Annotated in this window: 17 protein-coding genes, 1 tRNA gene and 1 pseudogene; 9 read left to right on the top strand and 10 right to left on the bottom strand. The window is 35.9% G+C overall.

Going from position 1 to position 22,577, the window contains the following annotated elements:
* Positions 1–40: 40 nt before the first annotated feature.
* The 6 genes from yajC to queA form a co-directional block, all read right to left on the bottom strand.
* Positions 41–370: a preprotein translocase subunit YajC gene (gene yajC / locus D7V20_RS04680; protein WP_120383171.1), complete on the bottom strand. Its 330-nt coding sequence runs from the start codon at positions 368–370 to the stop codon at positions 41–43.
* A gap of 133 nt (positions 371–503) precedes the next feature.
* A complete protein-coding gene (gene tgt, locus D7V20_RS04675; protein ID WP_120383170.1) occupies positions 504–1,634 on the bottom strand; it encodes a tRNA guanosine(34) transglycosylase Tgt in 1,131 nt (376 codons plus the stop codon).
* 493 nt (positions 1,635–2,127) lie between these two features.
* On the bottom strand, positions 2,128–2,949 hold the full coding sequence (locus D7V20_RS04670) for a DUF4303 domain-containing protein (RefSeq protein WP_171407761.1): 822 nt from the start codon (positions 2,947–2,949) through the stop codon (positions 2,128–2,130).
* A 490-nt stretch (positions 2,950–3,439) separates the two neighbouring features.
* Positions 3,440–4,006: a LemA family protein gene (locus D7V20_RS04665; protein ID WP_120383168.1), complete on the bottom strand. Its 567-nt coding sequence runs from the start codon at positions 4,004–4,006 to the stop codon at positions 3,440–3,442.
* Positions 4,007–4,028: 22 nt separating this feature from the next.
* Positions 4,029–5,051: a hypothetical protein gene (locus D7V20_RS04660; RefSeq protein WP_120383167.1), complete on the bottom strand. Its 1,023-nt coding sequence runs from the start codon at positions 5,049–5,051 to the stop codon at positions 4,029–4,031.
* 191 nt (positions 5,052–5,242) lie between these two features.
* On the bottom strand, positions 5,243–6,277 hold the full coding sequence (gene queA / locus D7V20_RS04655; protein ID WP_120383222.1) for a tRNA preQ1(34) S-adenosylmethionine ribosyltransferase-isomerase QueA: 1,035 nt from the start codon (positions 6,275–6,277) through the stop codon (positions 5,243–5,245).
* Between the two features lie 183 nt (positions 6,278–6,460).
* Here queA and D7V20_RS04650 point away from each other — a divergent pair.
* Together D7V20_RS04650 and D7V20_RS04645 are read left to right on the top strand one after the other, a co-directional pair.
* Positions 6,461–6,547: transfer RNA gene (locus D7V20_RS04650), tRNA-Leu, on the top strand.
* Between the two features lie 304 nt (positions 6,548–6,851).
* Positions 6,852–7,013: pseudogene (locus D7V20_RS04645) on the top strand (YoaK family protein); the annotation flags it as partial.
* Between the two features lie 135 nt (positions 7,014–7,148).
* Here the strand turns inward: D7V20_RS04645 and D7V20_RS04640 are convergent.
* On the bottom strand, positions 7,149–7,433 hold the full coding sequence (locus tag D7V20_RS04640; protein ID WP_120383166.1) for a GNAT family N-acetyltransferase: 285 nt from the start codon (positions 7,431–7,433) through the stop codon (positions 7,149–7,151).
* A 788-nt stretch (positions 7,434–8,221) separates the two neighbouring features.
* Positions 8,222–10,456: an NADP-dependent isocitrate dehydrogenase gene (locus tag D7V20_RS04635; RefSeq protein WP_120383165.1), complete on the bottom strand. Its 2,235-nt coding sequence runs from the start codon at positions 10,454–10,456 to the stop codon at positions 8,222–8,224.
* Between the two features lie 681 nt (positions 10,457–11,137).
* Here D7V20_RS04635 and D7V20_RS04630 point away from each other — a divergent pair.
* The 3 genes from D7V20_RS04630 (at position 11,138) to D7V20_RS04620 (ending at position 16,256) form a co-directional block, all read left to right on the top strand.
* Positions 11,138–12,400 carry a sensor histidine kinase gene (locus D7V20_RS04630; protein ID WP_120383164.1) on the top strand — a complete coding sequence of 421 codons (1,263 nt, stop codon included), beginning with the start codon at positions 11,138–11,140 and terminating at the stop codon, positions 12,398–12,400.
* Between the two features lie 152 nt (positions 12,401–12,552).
* The gene (glnE, locus tag D7V20_RS04625) at positions 12,553–15,303 is read left to right on the top strand and encodes a bifunctional [glutamate--ammonia ligase]-adenylyl-L-tyrosine phosphorylase/[glutamate--ammonia-ligase] adenylyltransferase (RefSeq protein WP_120383163.1); all 2,751 of its coding nucleotides are present in this window, start codon (positions 12,553–12,555) and stop codon (positions 15,301–15,303) included.
* 26 nt (positions 15,304–15,329) lie between these two features.
* Complete coding sequence (locus D7V20_RS04620; RefSeq protein WP_120383162.1) at positions 15,330–16,256, top strand: branched-chain amino acid transaminase; 927 nt, start codon at positions 15,330–15,332, stop codon at positions 16,254–16,256.
* A gap of 119 nt (positions 16,257–16,375) precedes the next feature.
* Here D7V20_RS04620 and D7V20_RS04615 read toward each other — a convergent pair whose 3' ends face one another.
* Together D7V20_RS04615 and D7V20_RS04610 are read right to left on the bottom strand one after the other, a co-directional pair.
* Positions 16,376–17,398, bottom strand: coding sequence for an NAD-dependent epimerase (locus D7V20_RS04615; protein WP_120383161.1), 1,023 nt, complete (start codon positions 17,396–17,398; stop codon positions 16,376–16,378).
* Positions 17,395–18,564, bottom strand: a complete 1,170-nt coding sequence (locus tag D7V20_RS04610) for a nucleotide sugar dehydrogenase (protein WP_120383160.1) — start codon at positions 18,562–18,564, stop codon at positions 17,395–17,397. Before D7V20_RS04610 ends, D7V20_RS04615 begins: the two co-directional genes overlap by 4 nt.
* A gap of 217 nt (positions 18,565–18,781) precedes the next feature.
* On the opposite strand from D7V20_RS04610, the gene D7V20_RS04605 reads away from it, so the two are divergent.
* The 4 genes from D7V20_RS04605 (at position 18,782) to D7V20_RS04590 (ending at position 22,551) form a co-directional block, all read left to right on the top strand.
* The gene (locus tag D7V20_RS04605; protein ID WP_120383159.1) at positions 18,782–19,549 is read left to right on the top strand and encodes a glycosyltransferase; all 768 of its coding nucleotides are present in this window, start codon (positions 18,782–18,784) and stop codon (positions 19,547–19,549) included.
* 39 nt (positions 19,550–19,588) lie between these two features.
* A complete protein-coding gene (locus D7V20_RS04600; RefSeq protein ID WP_120383158.1) occupies positions 19,589–20,560 on the top strand; it encodes a Stealth CR1 domain-containing protein in 972 nt (323 codons plus the stop codon).
* A 24-nt stretch (positions 20,561–20,584) separates the two neighbouring features.
* On the top strand, positions 20,585–21,343 hold the full coding sequence (locus tag D7V20_RS04595) for a glycosyltransferase family 25 protein (protein WP_120383157.1): 759 nt from the start codon (positions 20,585–20,587) through the stop codon (positions 21,341–21,343).
* 278 nt (positions 21,344–21,621) lie between these two features.
* On the top strand, positions 21,622–22,551 hold the full coding sequence (locus D7V20_RS04590; protein WP_120383156.1) for a glycosyltransferase family 32 protein: 930 nt from the start codon (positions 21,622–21,624) through the stop codon (positions 22,549–22,551).
* The last annotated feature ends 26 nt before the right edge of the window (positions 22,552–22,577 follow it).

Raw genomic sequence — 22,577 nt, 5'->3', positions numbered from 1 at the left:
TAAAATGAAAAAGTCGTGCTCATGCACGACCGTTTTATGATTAAAGGTTATTTAATGTGCCTTCAGGAAGTACTGAAATGACACTTGCACGTTGAACTTTTACTTCATTTCCTTTGCTTAATTCAACGACTGCAAAGTCACCATCAATTTTCAAAATGCGACCCATTAAGCCGCCAGCAAATACAACTTCGCTACCTACACCTAAGCTTTCGATTAAAGTGCGGTGTTCTTTCGCACGTTTTGCTTGAGGGCGCCAAATAAGAAAATAGAAAATTGCTACAAATACTGCAATCATCAATAAGTTTGCCATCATACCTGGCCCCTGAGCGGGAGCTGCTGCAGCGTGAGCAGAAGAAATAAATAAGCTCATTTCAGTTTCCTAAAGTTAAAAAATTTTGCCATTTTCATGACTTTTAAATTGACTTGTTCAGCAATTTACCTTGTCTTGGAGTTCAGCGCAAATACTGTTGAATTAATCTTCAATGCAGATTTATATTGGGGCATTAGTTCTCAGGACAAGGCGGAACTTCTAAACCACGACGTTGATAGAAATCTGCAACGTATTCATCGAAAGTTCCATTGTCTAATGCATCACGAATATCTTGGGTAAAACGTTGGTAATAGCGTAAGTTATGGATTGTACCTAACATTGAAGCGAGCATTTCTCCACATTTTTCTAAGTGGAATAAATAAGCACGGGTAAAGTTAGTACAGGTATAACAATCACAATGTGGGTCTAATGGACGTTGATCATGACGATATTGGCTGTTACGAATACGGACCAAGCCATCGGTTACAAAGTAATGTCCATTTCGTGCATTTCGAGTCGGCATGACACAGTCAAACATATCGACACCACGACGAATCGCTTCCACGATATCTTCAGGTTTACCTACACCCATTAAATAACGTGGTTTATCTTCAGGCATTTTTGCAGGAAGATAATCTAAAACTTTGATCATTTCTTCTTTAGGTTCACCGACGGATAAACCACCAATCGCAAAACCATCAAAATCAATTTCTTTTAAACCATTCAAAGACTCTTCACGTAGGTCTTCATACATACCGCCTTGAATGATACCAAACAGGGCATTTTTATTTTTCAGTACATCGTGATGTTGCGTTTTACAACGTTTAGCCCAGCGCAAAGAAAGCTGCAATGATTTTTGAGCTTCTTCATGGGTCGCAGGATAAGGCGTACATTCATCAAAAATCATGACGATATCTGAGTTCAATGTATGCTGAATATCCATTGAAATTTCAGGCGATAAGAAAACTTTTGAACCATCAATCGGCGAACGGAAGGTTACACCTTCTTCTTTGATTTTACGCATTGCGCCTAAACTGAAGACTTGGAAACCACCTGAATCGGTGAGAATCGGTTTGCCCCATTTCATAAACTCATGTAAGCCACCATGTTCACGAATAACGTCTAAACCGGGTCTTAAATAAAGATGAAAGGTATTACCTAAAATAATTTGTGCTTTGATATCTTCAATATCGCGAGGAAGCATACCTTTAACCGTACCGTAAGTACCGACAGGCATGAAAACAGGTGTTTCAATCACACCATGTTCTAAAGTTAAACGACCACGACGGGCGCGCCCCGACTGACCTAATTTTTCAAACTTCATAAATGACCTAAATCTGGCGGAAAAACAGTCCGCTGATTGATAATAGCAAAAGGAGGCTATTTTCCCTGATTTTGTGGTCGAATACCAGTCATGTTGTTTTTGATTATGTTTAAATTTTTAAAACTGGGTTTGAATTGTATGGATTATTTTTTATGAATTTAAAGCAAAGTGATTACCCTGTAAGCTTGAAAAGACCATGTGAATGAACTCGTTTATTTTTCTATCTTTAAAACAAATAAAGTAAGCGGTTGCTCACGCTATTTGTTGTCTTATTTTTGATTAAATCTTTGTATTATTAGATCTAATTATATTTTCTAAAGAAGTGACCAATCCTAGTAGAATCAACAATCAATAAAATCAATAATGAAAACTTCATAATCGTTTCAGAAGTTACGTTGCGTTTTATTTTCTTGATACTCAGGGTTTTTACTGTATGTCATTGCAATATCTAAAGGCAACTCGTAAAAGTATCAGTAAAAAACGGGATGCTATTTTATATTTTATAAAAATAATGAATTCTTTCGATAATGTCTTCTTTACTTAGTGCAAAGTCATGGTTGTCTATTGTTGAAATATGTCGAATTAAATTTTGAATATGAAGATTTGCTTCCTTAAATTCGGATTCGAATGTGAGTAAATAAGCCTGATGGGCGACAAATAAGGAATCGAAAGGTTCAACCATTTCTACGATTTGCGCTAAATCGATGAGTAGATCTTTATCTGCTTGATTGAGCTTAATTGGAAGTTGGTCTTTCACTTTAGCTTGAATTTTAGAATCTGCAATAAATTCAAATAATAATGAGGATGGCGGGTTGAGCTCTTGAGCCGTCTCCAAGATGACATTTTGTTGATTTTTTACGTTCATCAAGAAAATAATCTGAGAACGATCCAAATTATAAATTTTAGTTAAATAAACAATCGCTTGTGTAAACACATCTAAGTAAAAATTGAGTTTTTCTTGCTGATCTTGCTGTGGGTAAATGTCTTGAAATATAAGAGAGATAACGGAATCCTGCTCTGAAAAATGATGATCTTTATTGAGTATCTGTTTGTTTTCTTCGCTTATTTTATCGCGATATTTCCATTTGCTTAGATTCCACTTGTCTTGTTCCAGCAAATATTGTTGTTTATTTTCAACATCACTAAAAATAGAAGCTTCTGTAGAGACTAAAAAGCTTTGTAGTGTTGAATTTTCATCGACTTCAATAACAAAGGCATAAAGTGCGTGTTTTTTATAACGATAATAAAATTGCTGAAAAGCATCAATAATCAATGTTTTAAGCAGGATTTGCTGTTTTTCTACGTGGTTAGACATCGCCATCTCTACATGATTAAACATTTTCATTTTTTTAAATAAGATCAAATTTTTATTGACCCTCAGTCTATTTACACAAGCTTAAAGAAATAGAAGCAGTTGAAAAGTATGTAAATAAATGACTTTTGTATTGCTTAGCATTCTTTTGAAAATAACAAAGCTTTCCCCATCATTTGTATTCATTGCACTTATAATCAATATAAATTTCAGGCGATTGTTATCATCAAAGGCTTAAATCACAAGCGATATTGCTTTAAGATTGTTTTGGTCGAAATTTAAAAATAGTCAAATGACAAAAACAATAAAGTTTTAATTGTGATTAAGTTTGCATTTTATATTAAATTTGTTGAATAAAAAACACTATTATGGGGTTTTTATTCAGCTTTTCTTTAAAATTAGGTTCAATAAACTGTGTTCACTATTCTGTTCTGCCACTTAAACTTGCACAGAACAGATATTTTTTACAATCAACGAAAGATGCACTGAGAGATTAGAAATTTGGTTTATAATCAAAATTCTGTGTAACAACATGATCAGAGAATGGACGAATTGATTTCTTGGCTAATGTGATCGTATTGATCATATTGTTCGGAAATATTTCAATGGTGTTGTTAAATTCTTCAACATTGCGGTTAAAAATCGTGATGGCTGCTCCCACATTTTCATTCTGTTCTTGAATATCATCCATCATTTTTCCGTACAAAGCGTCAGCTTTAAGTTCAGGATAATTTTCGACCACAACATTCAAACTTTTCATTAAATCTTGGTTTAATTTTTCAATGTGTTGAAGTTGAGAAACATCTGTATTGTTCAAGTTTAAATTTAAAATTTGTTGGCGTAGTTCTGTCACTTTTTCTAAGGTTGATTTTTCAAATTGAGTATATTGCGCTAAAGTTTGCTCTAAGTTTTCTAATGTTTTTACTTTTTGACGTTCAAAATTGGCAACTTCTGCCCATGCACGTTTAGTCGCGTTGAAATAGCGCACGATATTGTTTCGAATCAGAACTCCCCACACGATAAGAATGATGAAAATTCCAATAAATATGATTAGCCCCATTTTGATTATTCCTTATAAATTATTAAATTAAGTTTAACATGTATTGTTTGAATTTTTCATATTCAGGCATGGTTAAAGTTCTTAAATGTCCTCTTAGACGTGAAATGTCATTTAAATTTTGTTTCTGACGTGAAATATTAAAGAGGTTCTGATCTCCCATATAACACAACATATTTTCCTCAAAATGATAAACAATATCACCTGAATAGTGTTGAAAAAAATCACTCAGCTTTAGTGTAATACTTGGGCTGATTGTTCGTGCAAGTTGATGTTGGTCTAAACCAAAAATGTGTAACTTTTGATTCACTAAAATATCACTGGTTTTCCAAACTTGAGTATAAGGTGCGATAAATTCATCATGTTTATTGCTAGCAGCAAATCCGAGTGCAGGCATTTGAAATACAAAAGCACCCCATTGATTTTTATGTATTTCCCTGATTTTCTGTTTTTCACCATGACGATTTGGAAGTGAATACTCATCTACATAATGATAATGGAAAAGCATAACATGATGCTCTTGTTCTCCATCAAACCATGTTGTCGAAGCAAACTGTTCTATTTCATTTGACAGATTGCCTTGAGAGAAGAAAGGAAAATTTTGTTTGAGCTTACTCATCACCAATAAAGTATTGCTTGTTGTTGAAATATGCTTGGGTGTTTTGTTGTAATCTAAGTCATAACGTAACCGCATGATGCGCTGTTCTAGAAAGTAGATAACATCATCAATTGGGCCACGTTCTTCATAAATTAAATACGCTACAAAGCAACACAATAGACCTGCCAAAAAACTCAGTGGATAGGGAATATAGTGATGAATCAGCAACCCAAATAAGGCTATGGATATACCACAAATAAATAAAAACCGAGGGATGAGGTTGTGAAAATATAATTCTTTATTTTCGCCCCACGGGTGTAGTCCATCTAAAATATCTTGAACTGACTGAGCCTTTTGACCAATTTCCCAAAGACGAGCAATATTTCGCATCACCTGCTGATTTTTCTTGGTTCGAATATGGAGCAGTCGTTCAACAGTTTCTATAGGCATATAAGAATCTAAAAAGAAGTTATTTGAATCGTGGAGATTAATATTGAGCTGTGATTGGCACATCAAAGATAACTGAAAAGAGATTATTTTAATATGTTCTAGTTGAATGATGATGTAATAAATTTAATGATAAGACTTTTAAGAGAAGGCATTATATTTATATAACGCCTCACTCCTAATATTAACCTGATTTAGTTAGCATTCTCAATTAGCATGGCATCACCATAACTGAAGAAGCGATATTGACTTTCTACGGCATGTTGATAGGCATTTAAGATGTAATCACGATTTGAAAGTGCTGAAACTAACATTAACAATGTCGATTCAGGTAAGTGGAAGTTGGTAATTAAACGATCAACCACGCAGAATTGATAACCTGGATAAATAAAAATTTGCGTATCTCCAGTCCACGCTCCAATTTTCCCACCACAAGCTTGGGCTGCGCTTTCTAAAGCACGTGTTGCTGTTGTACCCACAGCAATCACTTTATTACCACGTGCTTTGGTTTCTTGGATGAGTTTTACTGTTTCTTCGGGTACGTCACACCATTCACTATGCATGATGTGATTTTCAATATTGTCTGTGCGCACAGGTAAAAAAGTACCCGCACCAACATGTAGAGTAACAAAAGCTTTTTGAATATTGTTTTGTTCTAGTTTTTCTAATAAAGCTTCATCGAAATGTAAGCTTGCAGTCGGTGCTGCAACGCTCGCCAATTTATTTGGATCATTAAATACCGTTTGATAGCGTTTGGTATCAATATCTTCAGCTTCACGATTAAAATAGGGCGGAATAGGAAGCTGACCGTACATATCCAATACTTTTAAAATCGGCTGTGAAAATTCAACAATATATAAATTTTCATGACGACCTGTGACAGTTACTTTAACTTCATCAGGGCCAATCAAAAGTTCAGCTCCTGCTTTGGGAGAGTTACTGGCTTTGATGTGACAATGGGCAATAGTTTGGTCGAAAATACGTTCAACTAAAACCTCAATTGCACCACCAGAAGCACGTTTACCTTTGAGTCGAGCTTTCATGACCTTAGTATCATTCAAAATGATTAAATCACCTTCATTAAACAAGTCGAGAATGTCGGTAAACTGGTGATCTTGGTAAGAACCATCAGCATTTAAATGTAATAGGCGAGATGCACTACGCGTTTCTAGCGGGTAACGCGCAATCAGTTCATCTGGGAGGTCAAAATTAAAATCAGAGAGTTGCATCATGTAGAGAGTATTTGGCATTTAAAATTTAAAAACTTTGACTAGTATAGTCTTTTTTCAAATTAATGGCTGAAATTGATGCTTTATAATCCAAAAAAACAAGATATGGTTTAAAATTAATCAAATATAAAAACTTGTCGTTGACAAGAAAGTTAAACGCGTTATTATACGCACACAACCTCTCCCGAGGTGGTGAAATTGGTAGACGCGGTGGACTCAAAATCCACTGTCAGCGATGACGTGTCGGTTCGAGTCCGACCCTCGGGACCACTTATTTTTCAATAAGTTATAATAAAAAAGTATTTTAAAACCTTCAAATTTTTCAATTTTCTTAGATTAATTGTTAATTTTTATATTTATATTATCATCAGATATTCTAAATGGTCATTATTTTTACTGCTTTTTAAAACTAACCCAATTCTTAATCCTTACTTCGCAAGAAGGAAAAATTATCGTTTAACGTTTGATCAATATTTTGGAATAAATAATAGCCACAGATCTCCTATAATAAGCAAATAAAAATGACCTTGCGGATTTTCAGAATATTTGATTAAGCGAGATGATGTATCAAGATAACCAAGAAAAATTACTACGTAGTTTTAGTATTGTAAGCGGCTTTGTGGTTGGTGCTTTTTTATATGTGTATTTAGATTTTTGGAGTGTTGTATTTTTTATTATTCCAGTGCTGTATTTGTCTTATCTCGCCGCAAATAAGAGATTTGCTGAACCAGATTAGTAATAATAACATCCATAAAAGCTGCTTAGAAACAACCAATGATAAAATTTTAGCAATTCTGCTAAAGCTAAAATCTGTCAGGGCAGTGTTAGGTCGTCTGCCCTGACACAATTTATTTAAATGTATAATAAGGTATTAGCTGCGTAAAACATCACGAATAGATGCATCCTTATCAAAGACTGATTTGGAGAAAGGGCATAATGGAATGACTTTTACATTTTTAGAACGAACAAAAGCGACCAGTTCATCAAGAAGCTTTCTTCCAAGACCTTGACCTTTATATTTCTCATCTACATCTGTATGGTCGATAATTAATAATTGCTCACCAGCCCAAGTATAAGCCATTTCTGCAATTTGAATATCATTGTCGAACATGATAAAAGAGCCGTGTTTATTATCATCAGTTTGTTGAATATGCATTGTCATGCCTCTTACTATTTGTTGTGTGCTATATGTATAAGAACTAAATACTACTTAATTTTAGCATTTAGGAATAGGTTTAGATATTAAAACTCCACTTGTAATTCGAATGCTTTATTATGATGTGAGAATACTGAGTGAAATTTGAGTCGTATCTTGAGTGTAACCTATAAAAAATGAATCATCTACATGGCGTTATTTTATGTTTGAAGTGGAGTATATTTTTGAAAAAAATTACCGATACTTTCCCTTGTTATAGTTTATGCCATATCTACTAAAATAATGGATGATGCTAAAGATAGTGCTGCAGAAAGTTTAAATTTGTACGTTATGAGATAATGAAGCGTATCTAAAATGAATTTGAGATAAGGACCTTGTAATACAGAATTTGTAATAAAGTATAGACATTTAACTCATCTTTGAATCACGACAAAATGAGTTGGCTCAATGTTTATCGCTACCCAGCTTTCAACAGTTTTACATACTTTGTTGCTTGTGTGTTGATATCATAGAGGGATTCGACAAACTTTATGACCAATTGAATTAAAATAGGCTCAAACTGAATTCACATTTTTATTTGAGATTTTGTTATATCAAGTCATTAAGTGACTTAAATTAATTATTGGGTGGGGCTTAGGATATATTTTAAAAGTTTTAAACGCTGTTTGATTGTTGCTAGTTGAATCTGCTGCTTAAAACAATACATCAAAATAATGAAAATAAAAAAGCCGATGCATTTACATCGGCTTTCTATTTACAACACTGATTTTAGCAGTGCTGTATTGAACTTATTGAGCTGCTGCAAGAGTTGCATTTAACGTTGCACTTGGACGCATGACTGCTTCAACTTTAGCTGGATCAACTGCATAGTAACCGCCGATATCCGCTGGCTTGCCTTGAGCATCTGCAAGCTCTGCAATGATTTTATCTTCATTCTCAGCCAATGCTTTTGCAAGCGGGGTAAACTTAGCTTTCAACTCAGCATCATCATTTTGCGCAGCCAGTGCTTCAGCCCAGAACTTCGCAAGATAGAAATGGCTACCACGGTTGTCTAATTCACCTGTACGACGTGATGGTGACTTGTCATTATCAAGTAATTGACCAGTCGCTTGATCCAATGTCTTCGCCAATAACTTAGCACGAGCATTGTCTTCTTTAAGGCCTAATTCTTCCAAAGAAACAGCCAAAGCCAAGAACTCACCTAAAGAATCCCAACGTAAATGGTTTTCTTCTACAAGTTGTTGTACGTGTTTAGGCGCTGAACCACCTGCACCTGTTTCGTACATACCACCGCCCGCCATTAACGGAACGATTGACAACATTTTTGCAGAAGTACCCAATTCCATGATTGGGAATAGGTCTGTTAGATAGTCACGTAAAATGTTACCTGTAACTGAAATGGTATCCAAGCCACGTGCTACACGTTCAAGCGTATAGCGCATTGCACGTACTTGAGACATGATTTGAATATCAAGACCACTGGTATCATGATCTTTTAAGTATTTTTGTACTTTTTTGATCAATTCATTTTCGTGTGGGCGGTATGGATCAAGCCAGAAGATCGCTGGCATACCCGAGTTACGCGCACGTGTTACAGCTAGTTTTACCCAGTCACGGATCGGAGCATCTTTAACCTGACACATACGCCAGATATCGCCTTCCTCAACGTTTTGAGACATCAACACTTCACCTGTTTCAAGATCGGTGATGTTTGCAACACCCGCTTCTGTGATCTCAAAAGTTTTGTCGTGTGAACCGTATTCTTCAGCTTTTTGTGCCATCAGACCAACGTTTGGAACAGTACCCATAGTGCGTGGGTCAAAATTACCATTCCACTTACAGAAGTTGATCATTTCTTGGTAGATACGTGCGAAAGTTGATTCTGGCATAACAGCTTTACAGTCGTACTGCTTACCGTCCGCACCCCACATCTTACCACCGCCACGGATCATGGCTGGCATAGAAGCATCCACAATGACATCATTTGGTGAATGGAAGTTAGTAATGCCTTTTGCAGAATCCACCATTGCTAATGCAGGACGGTGTTCTTGACATGCATGAAGGTCTTCAATGATTTCTTCACGTAATGAGGTTGGTAAAGTTGCAATCTTCTCGTAAAGACCTGCCATACCGTTATTGACATTAATACCTAGTTCGTCAAATAACTTACCATGTTTTTCAAAGGCTTCTTTGTAATAGATTTTCACACAGTGACCGAATACGATCGGGTGTGAAACTTTCATCATTGTTGCTTTTACGTGTAGTGAAAATAAGATTCCTGCATCACGGCAATCATCAAGCTCTTTTTCATAGAAATCGCAAAGCGCTTTTTTGCTCATGAACATTGAATCGATGACTTCACCATCTAACAATGCAACTTTAGGTTTTAAAATAATGCTCTCACCACTTTTCGTGATCAGTTCCATTTTTACATTGCGTGCACGATCAAGTGTCATTGACTTTTCGCCGTGATAGAAATCACCTTGTTCCATGTGCGAAACGTGAGTCTGTGACCACTGTTTCCATTCGCTCATTGAATGTGGATGTTTCTTGGCATAGTTTTTTACTGCAGCAGGTGCACGACGGTCAGAGTTACCTTCACGTAAAACTGGGTTTACTGCCGAACCTAGGCATTTACCATAACGTGCTTTGATTTCTTTCTCTTCATCAGTTGTAGGATTTTCCGGATAATCAGGAATTGCATAACCTTTTGATTGAAGCTCTTTGATACACGCTGTTAACTGTGCAACTGAAGCACTGATATTAGGCAGTTTGATAATGTTCGTGTCTGGATCTTGAGTAAGACGACCAAGTTCTGCAAGGTTATTCGGTACTTTTTGCTGTTCAGTTAAGTAATCTGTGAATTCTGAGAGTACACGTGCGGCCACGGAAATGTCACTTTTGACGATTTCGACACCTGCCGGCTTAGTAAAAGTCTCAATGATCGGCAGCAGCGAGTAAGTCGCCAACAATGGCGCCTCGTCGGTCAGTGTGTAAATGATTGTTGACTTTCCACCAGCCATATATAGCCCCTTACGTTGAATTGAGTTTTTAGGAGTGAATTTTTACTCATCTCCTGTGAACCGATTTGCTAAAAATAAACCCTAAGAGTATCGGCCTTCATTGCATTCCAGTCAACGTAAGTTCTGTGATAACGACATTTCGCTGGGAAATACTACATCATTCATATTTATAATCGGGCTATTATTTTGGGCGAAAGATGATCTTTTAGTATGGAAATAACAATTTTTTGGAATAAGTATAAAACCAATAAATAGTAGATTTAGTCAGTTGTATCGGGAAGATGTTTAGCATATTGATCGATGATAAAATAAAGTTTTCTAATTTTAAGCTTGATGTTGTTTATTTGGACAATTTCGACCTTAGAAGAAGATTTTAATACTAGAAAATTCGATAAAAGTGAAATGATACTCGTTTGGTATTTCTATTGATAAACTTATAAGCGGTCACAGCTTTATTTATATTGATACAATTAAAGCATGAGTTTTATCGAAATTTAAATAGATTTAGTTTTATTTACAAATATAACTGTTATATTGTTTTGTGTGATTTTTTGTAAATTTTAAGTTCTAAAAGTTGATTAAATTTTTTTTAATTTTTTGAAGGGTAGGATAGGCGACATTATACCTTAGGGCTATTTAAAAAAGTGACTTCATTAACTGAAAAGGAAAGATGAGGTGAATATGGGATTAGAGTTTTTAGAAGCTCATCAAACAGACCAGCTTAGTGCATGTAAGTTGTCTTTACTCTTGGGTGTTTATACTGCTGATAATAAAATTGCCCGCTTTATGCGCATTGCACGAGCTATTTTAAATGTCGAAAATGCCATTTTTACTTTTCATAATGAACCTTATAAGTGGATTGCATCCGAGGCATCGGACTTTCAAGCATTGTTGGTACAAAATAAAAAAAACTTTGCAGCTTGTTTTGAAAATGATTTAGTTATTACGCCAGCACATCCGCATTATGAAACGCTATCTGCACATTTGTTCCACTTAGGCATCGATCATACTCGGCTATTGTGTTATGACCTACGGTTTGAAATGCAGGAATCGGTTGCTCATGTTTATTTCTATGATCAGCAACAATCAGAATTTACCCCTAAACAGTTAGATTTATTAAAAGACTTAACGACTGCTTTAGTTGCAACGTTGCAAAGAAATTATGAATCTGAAGATTATTATGAATTGTACGAACAAGAACGTGCCTTAAATTTTAGTAAAACAAAATTCTTTCAAGTGATTGCACATGATTTACGTGCGCCATTTCATGGGCTGATTGGTTTTTCAGATGTCCTTGCCAATGAGCGTGACACTTTAGATGATGATAATGTTCAAAATATTGCCAATTATTTATATGAGACTTTGCAATCTACCTATTCTTTACTTGAAAATTTACTCAACTGGGCTATGTCAGAGGGCGGGCGGTTCGAATATCATCCGATTAATTTTAAATTAAAACAAACCTCTAGAATTGTTTATGAGGTGTTAAATACATTAGCAGTGAAGAAAAATATTGAGCTGATAGAAGATGTTCCACCTGATTTGACCGTCTATGCCGACATGAATATGGTGACATCGATTATTCAAAACTTAGTATCCAATGCTTTGAAGTTTACGCATACCGATGGAACAGGAAAAGTCAGCGTCACAGCAAAAAGTCTTGGGCAAAATATTGAAATTACCATTAAAGACTCGGGACTTGGGATGACACAATCTCAAATAGACCAAGTTTTTGAACCTAAAATTAAGGTCAGTTTGAAAGGGACAACAGGAGAAAAGGGAACGGGACTCGGTTTAGTGCTGTGTAAGCGTTTTGTGGATCTGAATCATGGCAAGATTTCGGTCAGTTCGAATAAAGGTGAGGGAACTACATTTAAAGTTTTATTACCGATGGCAAAAGAACCACATTTAACTTTATCCTCGAGTCAAGTTGAACAAACTTGAGCGAATGCTTCAAACAAGCTAGACCTGTTGTAAATCAATCCTCTTTGCTCGTTTTGTGTACTTTATATATTAAGAAAAATATAAAATCTTCCCCTAAAGTGAAGTCAAACTGCTATAAATAAACTGAGAAAATAGACGTATGAGCTTTCCCGATGAACGCTGAACAATTGCAAAAAACATTACATGCAAGTCAGTATGCAGAACAAGTATTAAGTTTACATCAAGTTGCTTTAGAACAAGATTATGCAATAGACCAATTTCATCAGCCATTGAGTACACAACAAATACAACAGTTGGTGCAAGATGAATTGGCCAATATCCAAGATGAAATCGTTTGGATGAAAACCTTACGTATTTTACGTGCACGGCTAATGTTCCGCTGGATTTGGCAAGATGCCAATCAACTTACCGATGTGGTGAGTTTGACTCGTGAGCTTTCCGATTTTGCCGATGCCAGTATTAATGTAGCAAAAGATTTTGCCCGTGCTCCATTAATTGCCAAACATGGTGAACCGATTGGATATAGTGGTCAGGTTCAAGATTTGATCGTGATTGCGATGGGTAAGTTGGGTGCGCAAGAACTTAACTTATCTAGTGATATTGATTTAATTTTTGCCTTTGATGAACAAGGTGAAACCAATGGACGTAAATGTATCGATGTTCAACAGTTTTGTATTCATTGGGGCCAAAAAATTATTTATCTGCTCGAGCATATTACGGCAGATGGTTTTGTTTTCCGTGTGGATATGCGCTTACGTCCTTGGGGCGATGGTTCTGCACTTGCGATTAGTCATGCCGCTTTAGAAAAATATTTAAGTCAGCATGGGCGTGAATGGGAACGTTATGCATGGATTAAAGCGCGTGTGGTTTCAGGTTGCGAAGAAGGTGCAAACCTTTTGGATATGACACGGCCTTTTGTTTTCCGTAAATATGTAGATTACACCGCTTTTGAAGCAATGCGTGAAATGAAGGCCATGATCGAAAGAGAAGTGGCACGTCGTAATATTGCAGATGATATTAAGTTGGGTGCAGGCGGAATTCGTGAAGTTGAATTCATTGTCCAAGTTTTTCAACTGATCTATGGTGGGTCTAAACTAGAACTACAAGACCGTCAGTGTTTAGTCAGTTTGCAGCATTTAGGCGAAGTTGGTTTGTTGGATCATCAATCGGTATTGGATCTTGAGGATGCCTATTTGTTCTTACGTCGAGTTGAACATGCGATCCAAGCTTTAAATGATCAACAGACACAGTCTTTACCAACTGAACCAGAGCTACGCCAACGCATCACCGATACTTTGGGCTTTGATGACTGGGAAAGCTTTACTGAATTTTTAAATCATAAACGCAGTAAAGTCATTTATCAGTTTGAACATCTTATTAAAGAAAAAGGGCTTGAATCACCAACAGAAAGTTTTAGTCAGTTAGAACAGCAACTTGATGCGCTATTGGATGATAATGCCAAGAATTTGATTCATGAGTTTTGGTTTGGACATGCAATCAAAAAACTTCCTGCCAAGGCGGTACAGCGTCTTAAAGAGTTTTGGCCTCATTTGATTGAAGCTATTTTACAATCAGATAAACCACAAATTGCATTGATGCGTTTGATGCCATTGGTTGAGTCTGTGATGCGCCGTACCGTGTATTTGGTCATGCTGATCGAGAGTAAAGGTGCATTGCAACGTTTGGTTAAGATGGCAACAGTGAGCCCATGGATTTGCGAAGAACTGACGCATTATCCTGTGTTGCTGGATGAATTTTTATCGATGGATTTTGAATTGCCCAAACGTAAAGATTTAGAGGATTCTTTACGTCAGCAATTGTTGCGTATTGAAATTGATCAAGTTGAAGATCAAATGCGGGTATTACGTTTATTTAAAAAATCCAATGTACTGACGGTGGCTGCAAGTGATGTACTGGCAGAAAGCCCTTTAATGAAGGTCTCTGATGCATTGACTGATATCGCAGAAGTTTCGGTGAATGCGACTTTAAATCTCGCTTATCAAACTGTGGCGAAACGTCATGGTTATCCTATAGATGTTGAAGGTAAACGTTGCTCATTGGATCACATGGCCTATACCGTGATTGGTTATGGCAAAGTGGGGGGGATTGAGCTGGGTTATGGTTCTGATTTAGATCTTGTTTTTATTCATTATATGGATGAGCAAGCTGATACAGATGGTCATAAAGTGATTAGTGGTTTTGAGTTTGCGATACGGGTTGCACAAAAATTTCTATCACTCATGACAACACAGACTTTAGATGGACGGGTTTATGAAATTGATACGCGTCTACGTCCTTCTGGTGAGGCGGGTTTATTGGTTACAAGCCTCAAAGCTTTTGAACAGTATCAACTGAAAAATGCATGGTTGTGGGAACATCAGGCGATTGTTCGTGCCCGTTCCATTGCAGGCGAGCAGAGTTTAAGAGCGAAGTTTGAAGAATTACGTTGTCGAATTCTCACATTACCCAGAGAAGAGGAAACAGTTCGCTTAGAAGTATTGAACATGCGTCAGAAAATGAAAGATCATCTGGGTTCATCAAAAGAACAGAAAAAAGATGGTATTTTTCATTTAAAACAAGATGCAGGTGGTATCGTTGACATTGAATTTATGGCACAGTATATGGTGTTAGCCTGGAGTGGGACGAATCAAGATCTCGCCCATTATTCCGACAATGTACGAATCCTAGAAGACGCTGCAAAAGCAAATCGCTTATCCAGTGATGATGCATCAGCTTTGATTCAAGCTTATCTCAGTGAACGTGCCGAAAGCCATCGTTTAGCACTTGCAAACCATAATATGCAAGTCAATGCTAAGGATTGGCAAGATACCCGAGAGGTCGTTTGCAAGTTGTGGCAAAGATTAATTGATCCAACAGCGACTTTCGTTGTGGAAAGTGAATAATTGTATAAAAATTTGGAGTGTGCGCCATGAACTTGGCTGATCGTGATGGTTTTATTTGGCAAGATGGACAAATGGTTGATTGGCGTGAGGCTAAAATTCACGTCTTAACTCATACATTACATTATAGTATGGGGGTTTTTGAAGGTGTCCGTGCTTATGAAACGCCTAATGGTACCGCGATTTTCCGCCTTCAAGACCATACAAAACGGTTGCTAAACTCTGCAAAAATTTATCAAATGAAAGTTCCATTTGATCAAGCAACGCTTGAGCAAGCTCAAATTGATGTGGTACGTGAAAATAAACTGGCTTCTTGCTATTTACGTCCAATTATCTTTATTGGTTCTGAAAAATTAGGTATCGCTGCGACGGATAATACAATTCATGCAACTGTTGCTGCATGGAGTTGGGGGGCTTACCTTGGTGATGAAGCAATGGCACGTGGTATTCGTGTTAAAACTTCATCATTTACACACCATCATCCGAACGTGACGATGTGTAAAGCAAAAGCATCGGGTAACTACACCGTATCCATTCTAGCGCATCAAGAAGTAGTTCATTCGGGTTATGATGAAGCGATGTTGCTTGATCCTCACGGTTTTGTTTGTCAAGGTGCGGGTGAGAACGTATTCTTGATTAAAGATGGTGTCTTACATACACCTGATTTAGCTGGTGGTGCATTAGAAGGGATTACCCGTCAAACTGTAATGACTATCGCCAAAGATTTGGGTTATGAAGTGATTGAACGTCGTATTACGCGTGATGAATTCTATATTGCAGATGAAGCATTCTTTACGGGTACGGCAGCTGAAGTGACGCCAATTCGTGAATATGATGATCGTGAAATTGGTTCAGGTACTCGTGGTCCGATTACTGAAAAAATTCAAAAAGCATTCTTTGATGCTGTTCAGGGCAAAGACCCTAAATATGCACATTGGCTAACTTATGTAAAATAAGCGGTTGAATGTAAAAAAAGGATTCCAACTAGAATCCTTTTTTTATTGATAAATTTCGCTGAGTTTCGGATTTTGAACTTAAATAATTTTTAGTTTAAAAACTAAAAATTTGATAAAAATCAAACCTTATAAAAATCACGATACCAATCAACAAACTGTTTTACCCCATCTTCTACAGATACCGATGGTTTATACGCGACGCTTTGTTCTAAAGCAGTGCTATCGGCAAAGGTGTCAGGAACATCACCCGCTTGTAATGGCAATAAATCTAAAATGGCTTCTTTACCCAAAGCCTTCTCAATTGCATGAATATATTCAATTAATTTAACAGGATTGTTATTGCCAATATTAAAAATACGGAATGGTGCATTACTGGTCGATGGATCTGGATTTTTACTATCCCAATTTGGGTTTGCTTGTGCAATTTGATCACTTGAGCGGATTACACCTTCTACGATATCGGAGATAAAGGTGAAATCACGGGTATGATTGCCATGATTGAAAACAGGAATTGGCTGATCTTGAATAATATTTTTAGTGAATTTGAATAGAGCCATGTCTGGACGACCCCAAGGACCATAAACAGTAAAGAAACGTAATCCTGTTGTTGGTAATTGGAATAAATGACTATAACTATGCGCCATCAACTCATTGGCACGTTTGGTTGCCGCATAGAATTGAACAGGGTGATTAACGCCATGCTGCTCACTAAAGGGCATAGTCGTATTCGCACCATAAACACTACTGGTACTTGCATATGTAAGATGTGGTGTTTTCGAGTAACGACACGCTTCAATAATATTGGTAAAGCCAATCAGATTACTTTCAACATAGCTTAGAGGATTTTCAAGTGAGTAACGCACACCTGCCTGTGCAGCTAAATGTATCACTCGATCAAACTGATGATCTTTAAAACATTGATCAACAATCGCTTTGTCCGCAAGATTTGCTCGAATAAAGATAAAAGACTGTTGAACTTGTTCAGCCGTTTCTGCAAGGACTTTGAGACGAGCTTCTTTCAATGCAGGATCGTAGTAATCGTTGACATTGTCAAAACCAACAACATCATCACCACGTTCTAAAAGTCTTTTGGCAACATGGAATCCAATAAAACCTGCTGCTCCTGTAACTAAAACTTTCATTCATCTGCTCCGAAAATATCTCGTGTATACACTTTGTCTAATACATCACTTAAATCATTGGAAACACGATTGGCAATGATGGCATCACTAAGTTGTTTGAATTGCTCTAAATCATTCACCACTTTAGATTTAAAGAACTCATCTTCTTTTAAAGTTGGTTCATAAACAATGACATCAATCCCTTTAGCTTTGATGCGTTTCATCACGCCTTGAATGGCTGAAGCTCTGAAGTTGTCTGAGCCACTTTTCATGACTAAACGATAGATTCCAACTGTATTGGGGTTCCTTGCAATGATGGAATCTGCAATAAAATCTTTACGTGTGCTATTTGAATCAACAATTGCTTGAATCAGATTACTCGGTACTTGATTGTAATTGGCTAAAAGCTGTTTCGTGTCTTTTGGAAGACAGTAGCCACCATATCCAAACGAAGGATTATTATAATGATTACCAATCCGTTGGTCTAAACATACACCTTCAATGATTTGCTGGGTATCTAGACCAAAAATTTGTGCATAGGTATCTAGCTCATTAAAATAAGCGACTCGCATAGCCAAATAAGTATTGGCAAATAATTTAATCGCTTCCGCTTCAGTAGTGTCTGTAAATAAAACAGGACTGTCTTTTTTGATCGCACCTTCGATCAATAAATCCGCAAAAAGTTGCGCACGTTGTGATTTTTCACCCACGATAATGCGAGAAGGATACAGATTATCATGCAATGCTTTACCTTCTCTGAGAAATTCAGGTGAGAAGATAATATTTTCGGTATTGAACTTTTCTTTTAAATTCTGAGTAAAACCGACAGGCACTGTTGATTTAATAATCATCACCGCATTTGGATTAATTTCCAAAACTTTTTGTACAACACTTTCAACACTTTGCGTATTAAAGTAGTTGGTACGTGTATCATAATCAGTGGGTGTTGCAATAATGACAAAATCAGCGCCAGTATAGGCTTCGATAGGATTAGTCGTGGCTTTGAAATTTAAAGGTTTTTCTTTTAGGAAATTTGAAATATCTGCATCTTGGATTGGCGATATTTTATTATTTAGTAAATCAACTTTTTCTTGAATAATATCTAGAGCAACAACGTCGTGATGTTGTGCAAAGATCATTGAATTGGATAAACCAACGTAACCTGTTCCAGCGACTGCTATTTTCATAAAAACCCAGTATAGAAAATGTGCTTGCAAAAGAGTATTAACTGTCACAACTGATTTATCGAAATATTGAAAAATAAAATGATCATCATCAGTCTAGATTGTGACTGCATCATAACATATTCTTAGGAAACAAATTGTTCAGCTTATGCAATCGGATACAGTAACTTGGCGATGGTAATGGTATGATATGGCTATTGCTCAGGTGGAAGATTGATGCATGCAGGTCAATGAATCAAATTTACAGTCGAATTTAGTAGAATCAGAACAAAATATTGTTTTATGTATGAAGTGGGGCACCAAATATGGTGCTGAATATGTCAATCGACTTTACAATATGGTCAAACGACATACGACCATTGATTTTAAAATGGTATGTTTGACTGATCGTACAGAAGGTATCGATCCAGCTGTTCAATGTTTTCCAATTCCATCATTGGCATTGCCTGAAGGAAGCCCTGAACGTGGTTGGAATAAGCTGTCTACTTTTGAACCAGACTTATACGGTTTAAAGGGCAATTTGCTATTTTTAGATCTAGATGTCGTTATCGTCGACAATATCGATGATTTTTTTACTTATCCAGGTGAATTTTTAATTATTCATGATTGGAAGCGTCCTTGGCGAGTGACTGGAAATAGTTCAGTTTATCGATTTAAATTAGGTGCATTTCCTGAAATTTTGCCGTATTTCCGTGAAAATTTTGATGAAATCAGTCATAAATTTAGAAATGAACAAGAATATCTGTCTTGGTATGTCGACCAACAGAAAAAGCTCAGCTATTGGCCAAAAGATTGGTGTAAGAGTTATAAATATCATTGCTTACAGAAGTTGCCATTGGCGTACTTTAAACCTCCTGTAAAACCACAAGATGCTAAAATCATCATTTTCCATGGTGAAATCAATCCACCTGATGCGATTTCTGGTGGTGGTGGTAAGTGGTATCGCTATGTATTGCCATCCGATTGGATTAAGGATGCTTGGCAGTAATTCATTGATTTTATTTGATACTATCTGAGAACAATAGAGATGCAGAATCTTGATATCGTAATTGCTTGGGTTGATGGCAATGATGTTGAGTTAAAACAGAAACGTCATCAATATCTGACAGGTGAAGATGCATCTGATGCTGTCAGTGATACACGGTTTGCCAGTAATGATGAAATTTATTACAACATAGCATCGATATTGAAATATGTACCCTTTTGTCGCCATATTTATGTGGTGACTGATAATCAACAACCTGAGTTTTTACATGAATTTGTTTCGCAAGGATTATGTGATGCAGATAAAATTCGGGTCGTAGATCATCGTGAAATTTTTTCGGGTTATGAGCAGTTTCTACCAACGTTCAATACGCGATCTATTGAAAGTATGCTTTGGAATATCAATGGTCTTTCAGACTATTTTATTTATTTAAATGATGATTTTTTCTTTAATGCCGAAGCGAATATAACAGATTTTCTAGAATCGAATAAAATCGTGACTTATGGGCATTGGAAAAGTTGTTTTAGTTATAAAACAAAATTGAAATATCGTAAGTTTTTAAATCGAAACTTTAATAAACCGATTCAACCTGGTCATGTGATTGCACAAATGCTAGGAGCGGATATTTTAGGTTTTAAAGAGTTCTTTGAAATTCATCATTATCCACATTGTGTTGATCGGAAAATATTAGCGGATTATCTTCTAAAGCATCCTGATTTGCTGGAAACACAAATCAAATATAAGTTTAGAAGTGTAGAGCAACTAAACCCAATTTCATTGATGAATCATTTAAAAATTCAAAAAAATGAAGCCATATTAAAGCCTGATTTAGCTTTAGCTTATTTAAAAAATGCTGAAAGTGTTGTGTCATTCATTCAAGCACTCAATCAGAATGATATTAAGTATGGATGTATTCAAAGCCTAGATCAGCTTGATGTTGATCATGCTGAATTGGTTCGAAGTGCAATGGTTGAAAAATTACAGGGCTATTTGCCGCAATCTGTAATCTCTTAAAAAGTAAGTAATTGGAAGTAGCGCATGAAAGTTGAAACTTATCTTATTAATTTAGAAGGGAGTGATGAACGACTTGAGCGAGCGACTGCGCAATTACAAGCGGTAAACTGGCCATTTGAGCGTTTTGCTGCATATGATGGTCGTGGTAAAGCACTTTCATCTTTTGAAAATTATGATGATCAATTGGCACAGCAAACTCTAGGACGACGTCTACTGAATTCCGAGTTGGGATGCTATTTAAGTCATTATGGTTGTGCGGAAAAGTTTCTACAAACTGATGCAGATTATCTTGTTGTATTAGAAGATGATATGAAAATAACAGATGATTTTAAAAAATCTGTGGATGAGGTTTTAGCGTATTTAGATACACATCAAGATTTAGATTGGTATTTGATTAATTTAGCAGCTAAAAAGAAAAAACTTGCAAAAGATATCGTAAAGTTAAATCAGTTTACGCTATGGCACGCTTATTATTTTCCCATTCGTGGTTTAGGTTTGATCTGGTCTAGAAAGGGTGCGGAAGCCTTTATTGCCCAAGGTAAAATCATGAGCATGCCTGTAGATATTTTCTTTCAAACTTGGCTGAGTAAAAATGGTAAGGGGCTTGGCGTTTGGCCTGCTTTTGTTAAACCCGCAGGTTTAGACAGTGATATTTTAGGCACAGTTGCGACACAAGGAATTTCCCGAAAAGAGAAAGAAAACCGTGATGCTTCTTATGGTTTTAAGAAACAAAAGCGTATGTGGCGAGATCGGATGTATGCGTTAAGAAAATTATACTTTTGATTACTTAAAACTCCCTAAATTAATATAAATACTAATGTATTATTGAGTTAATTTATGTATTTTTACTGCGGTAGTAGGTGTGTATTTATTCAGGGTTTATTGTTCATTTTTTTGAATTAACGTCCACTCCCTATTTTTATTTAAATGATATCAATTTAGTTTTTGGATAATTTGAGCCAATTTTATAGGCTACTTGTTTAAACTAACAAGTATTGCTTAAGGTGATTTTAAACATTATCAATAATTGTATAGTGTTTTAAGTACTACTGAGTTTTATGATGAAAATTTTTAAGAAAATCTTTTATTTAACAAAATTTTATTTTATGTACTTTTATAAGATACGTAATAAAAATGCCTGTGTAAATAATTATGCTGGCAAATTAGTATTTAATTCTGTTGATAAAAAAGTAGATATTCCAAAAGTTATTTGGATTTATTGGGAAGGTGATTTTCCTGAATTTGTAAATAAGTGCGTTGATAATATTCGTAAAAAAAATCAAAATTATCAAGTTGTTTTACTTAATCCAGAAAATGTATGCCAATATTCAGCGCTTTGTTTGACGGATGTTCAATCGGCTACACCACAACAAAGAGCAGATTTATTACGCTTTGATTTAATTTATAACCATGGGGGAATATGGTTAGATGCAAGTATTTTGGTATATGAAAATTTAGACTGGATTCAACATCTAGTTGATGAAACCAAAACAGAAATTTTTGCATTTTATCGGCAAAGAAATACAACCAATTTAAATTCACCTGTTATTGAAAATTGGCTGTTAGCAAGTGTGCCGAATAATCCATTTTTTAAATTATGGTTTGATGAGTTATATTTTGCAATTAAGCAGACACCGCAAAAATATATCGAAGATATTCGCTTAAATGAAAAGAATCCTAAAAATATTTTTCAAAAAATTGGTAATCTACATTATTTAGTGGCTTATGTTGCTTGTCAGAAAGTGATACAACGCCACGCTATGCCAAGTATTACCTTGATTGACTGTGATCAAAATGCATTTTTTTATCAAGTCAAAAATAGATGGGTAAAAGAGCGTATATTGATTGATTTAGCTGTGAATAATTTACCAACCGAACTTCCTAAACTGATTAAGCTTGCAGGCAAAGAGCGTCAATATTTATGTGAATATCATGATAAAGGAATGTATTTTGAAAACTCTTTTATCGATTTCCAACGTATTCAAAACTAGAGAATTTTGACGGATTTGATTTATAC

The sequence above is a fragment of the Acinetobacter rongchengensis genome (genome assembly GCF_003611475.1).
Taxonomy (GTDB): domain Bacteria; phylum Pseudomonadota; class Gammaproteobacteria; order Pseudomonadales; family Moraxellaceae; genus Acinetobacter; species Acinetobacter rongchengensis.
The sequence above is the reverse complement of the archived record's forward strand: the minus strand, read 5'-3'. Positions and strand labels throughout refer to the sequence as shown.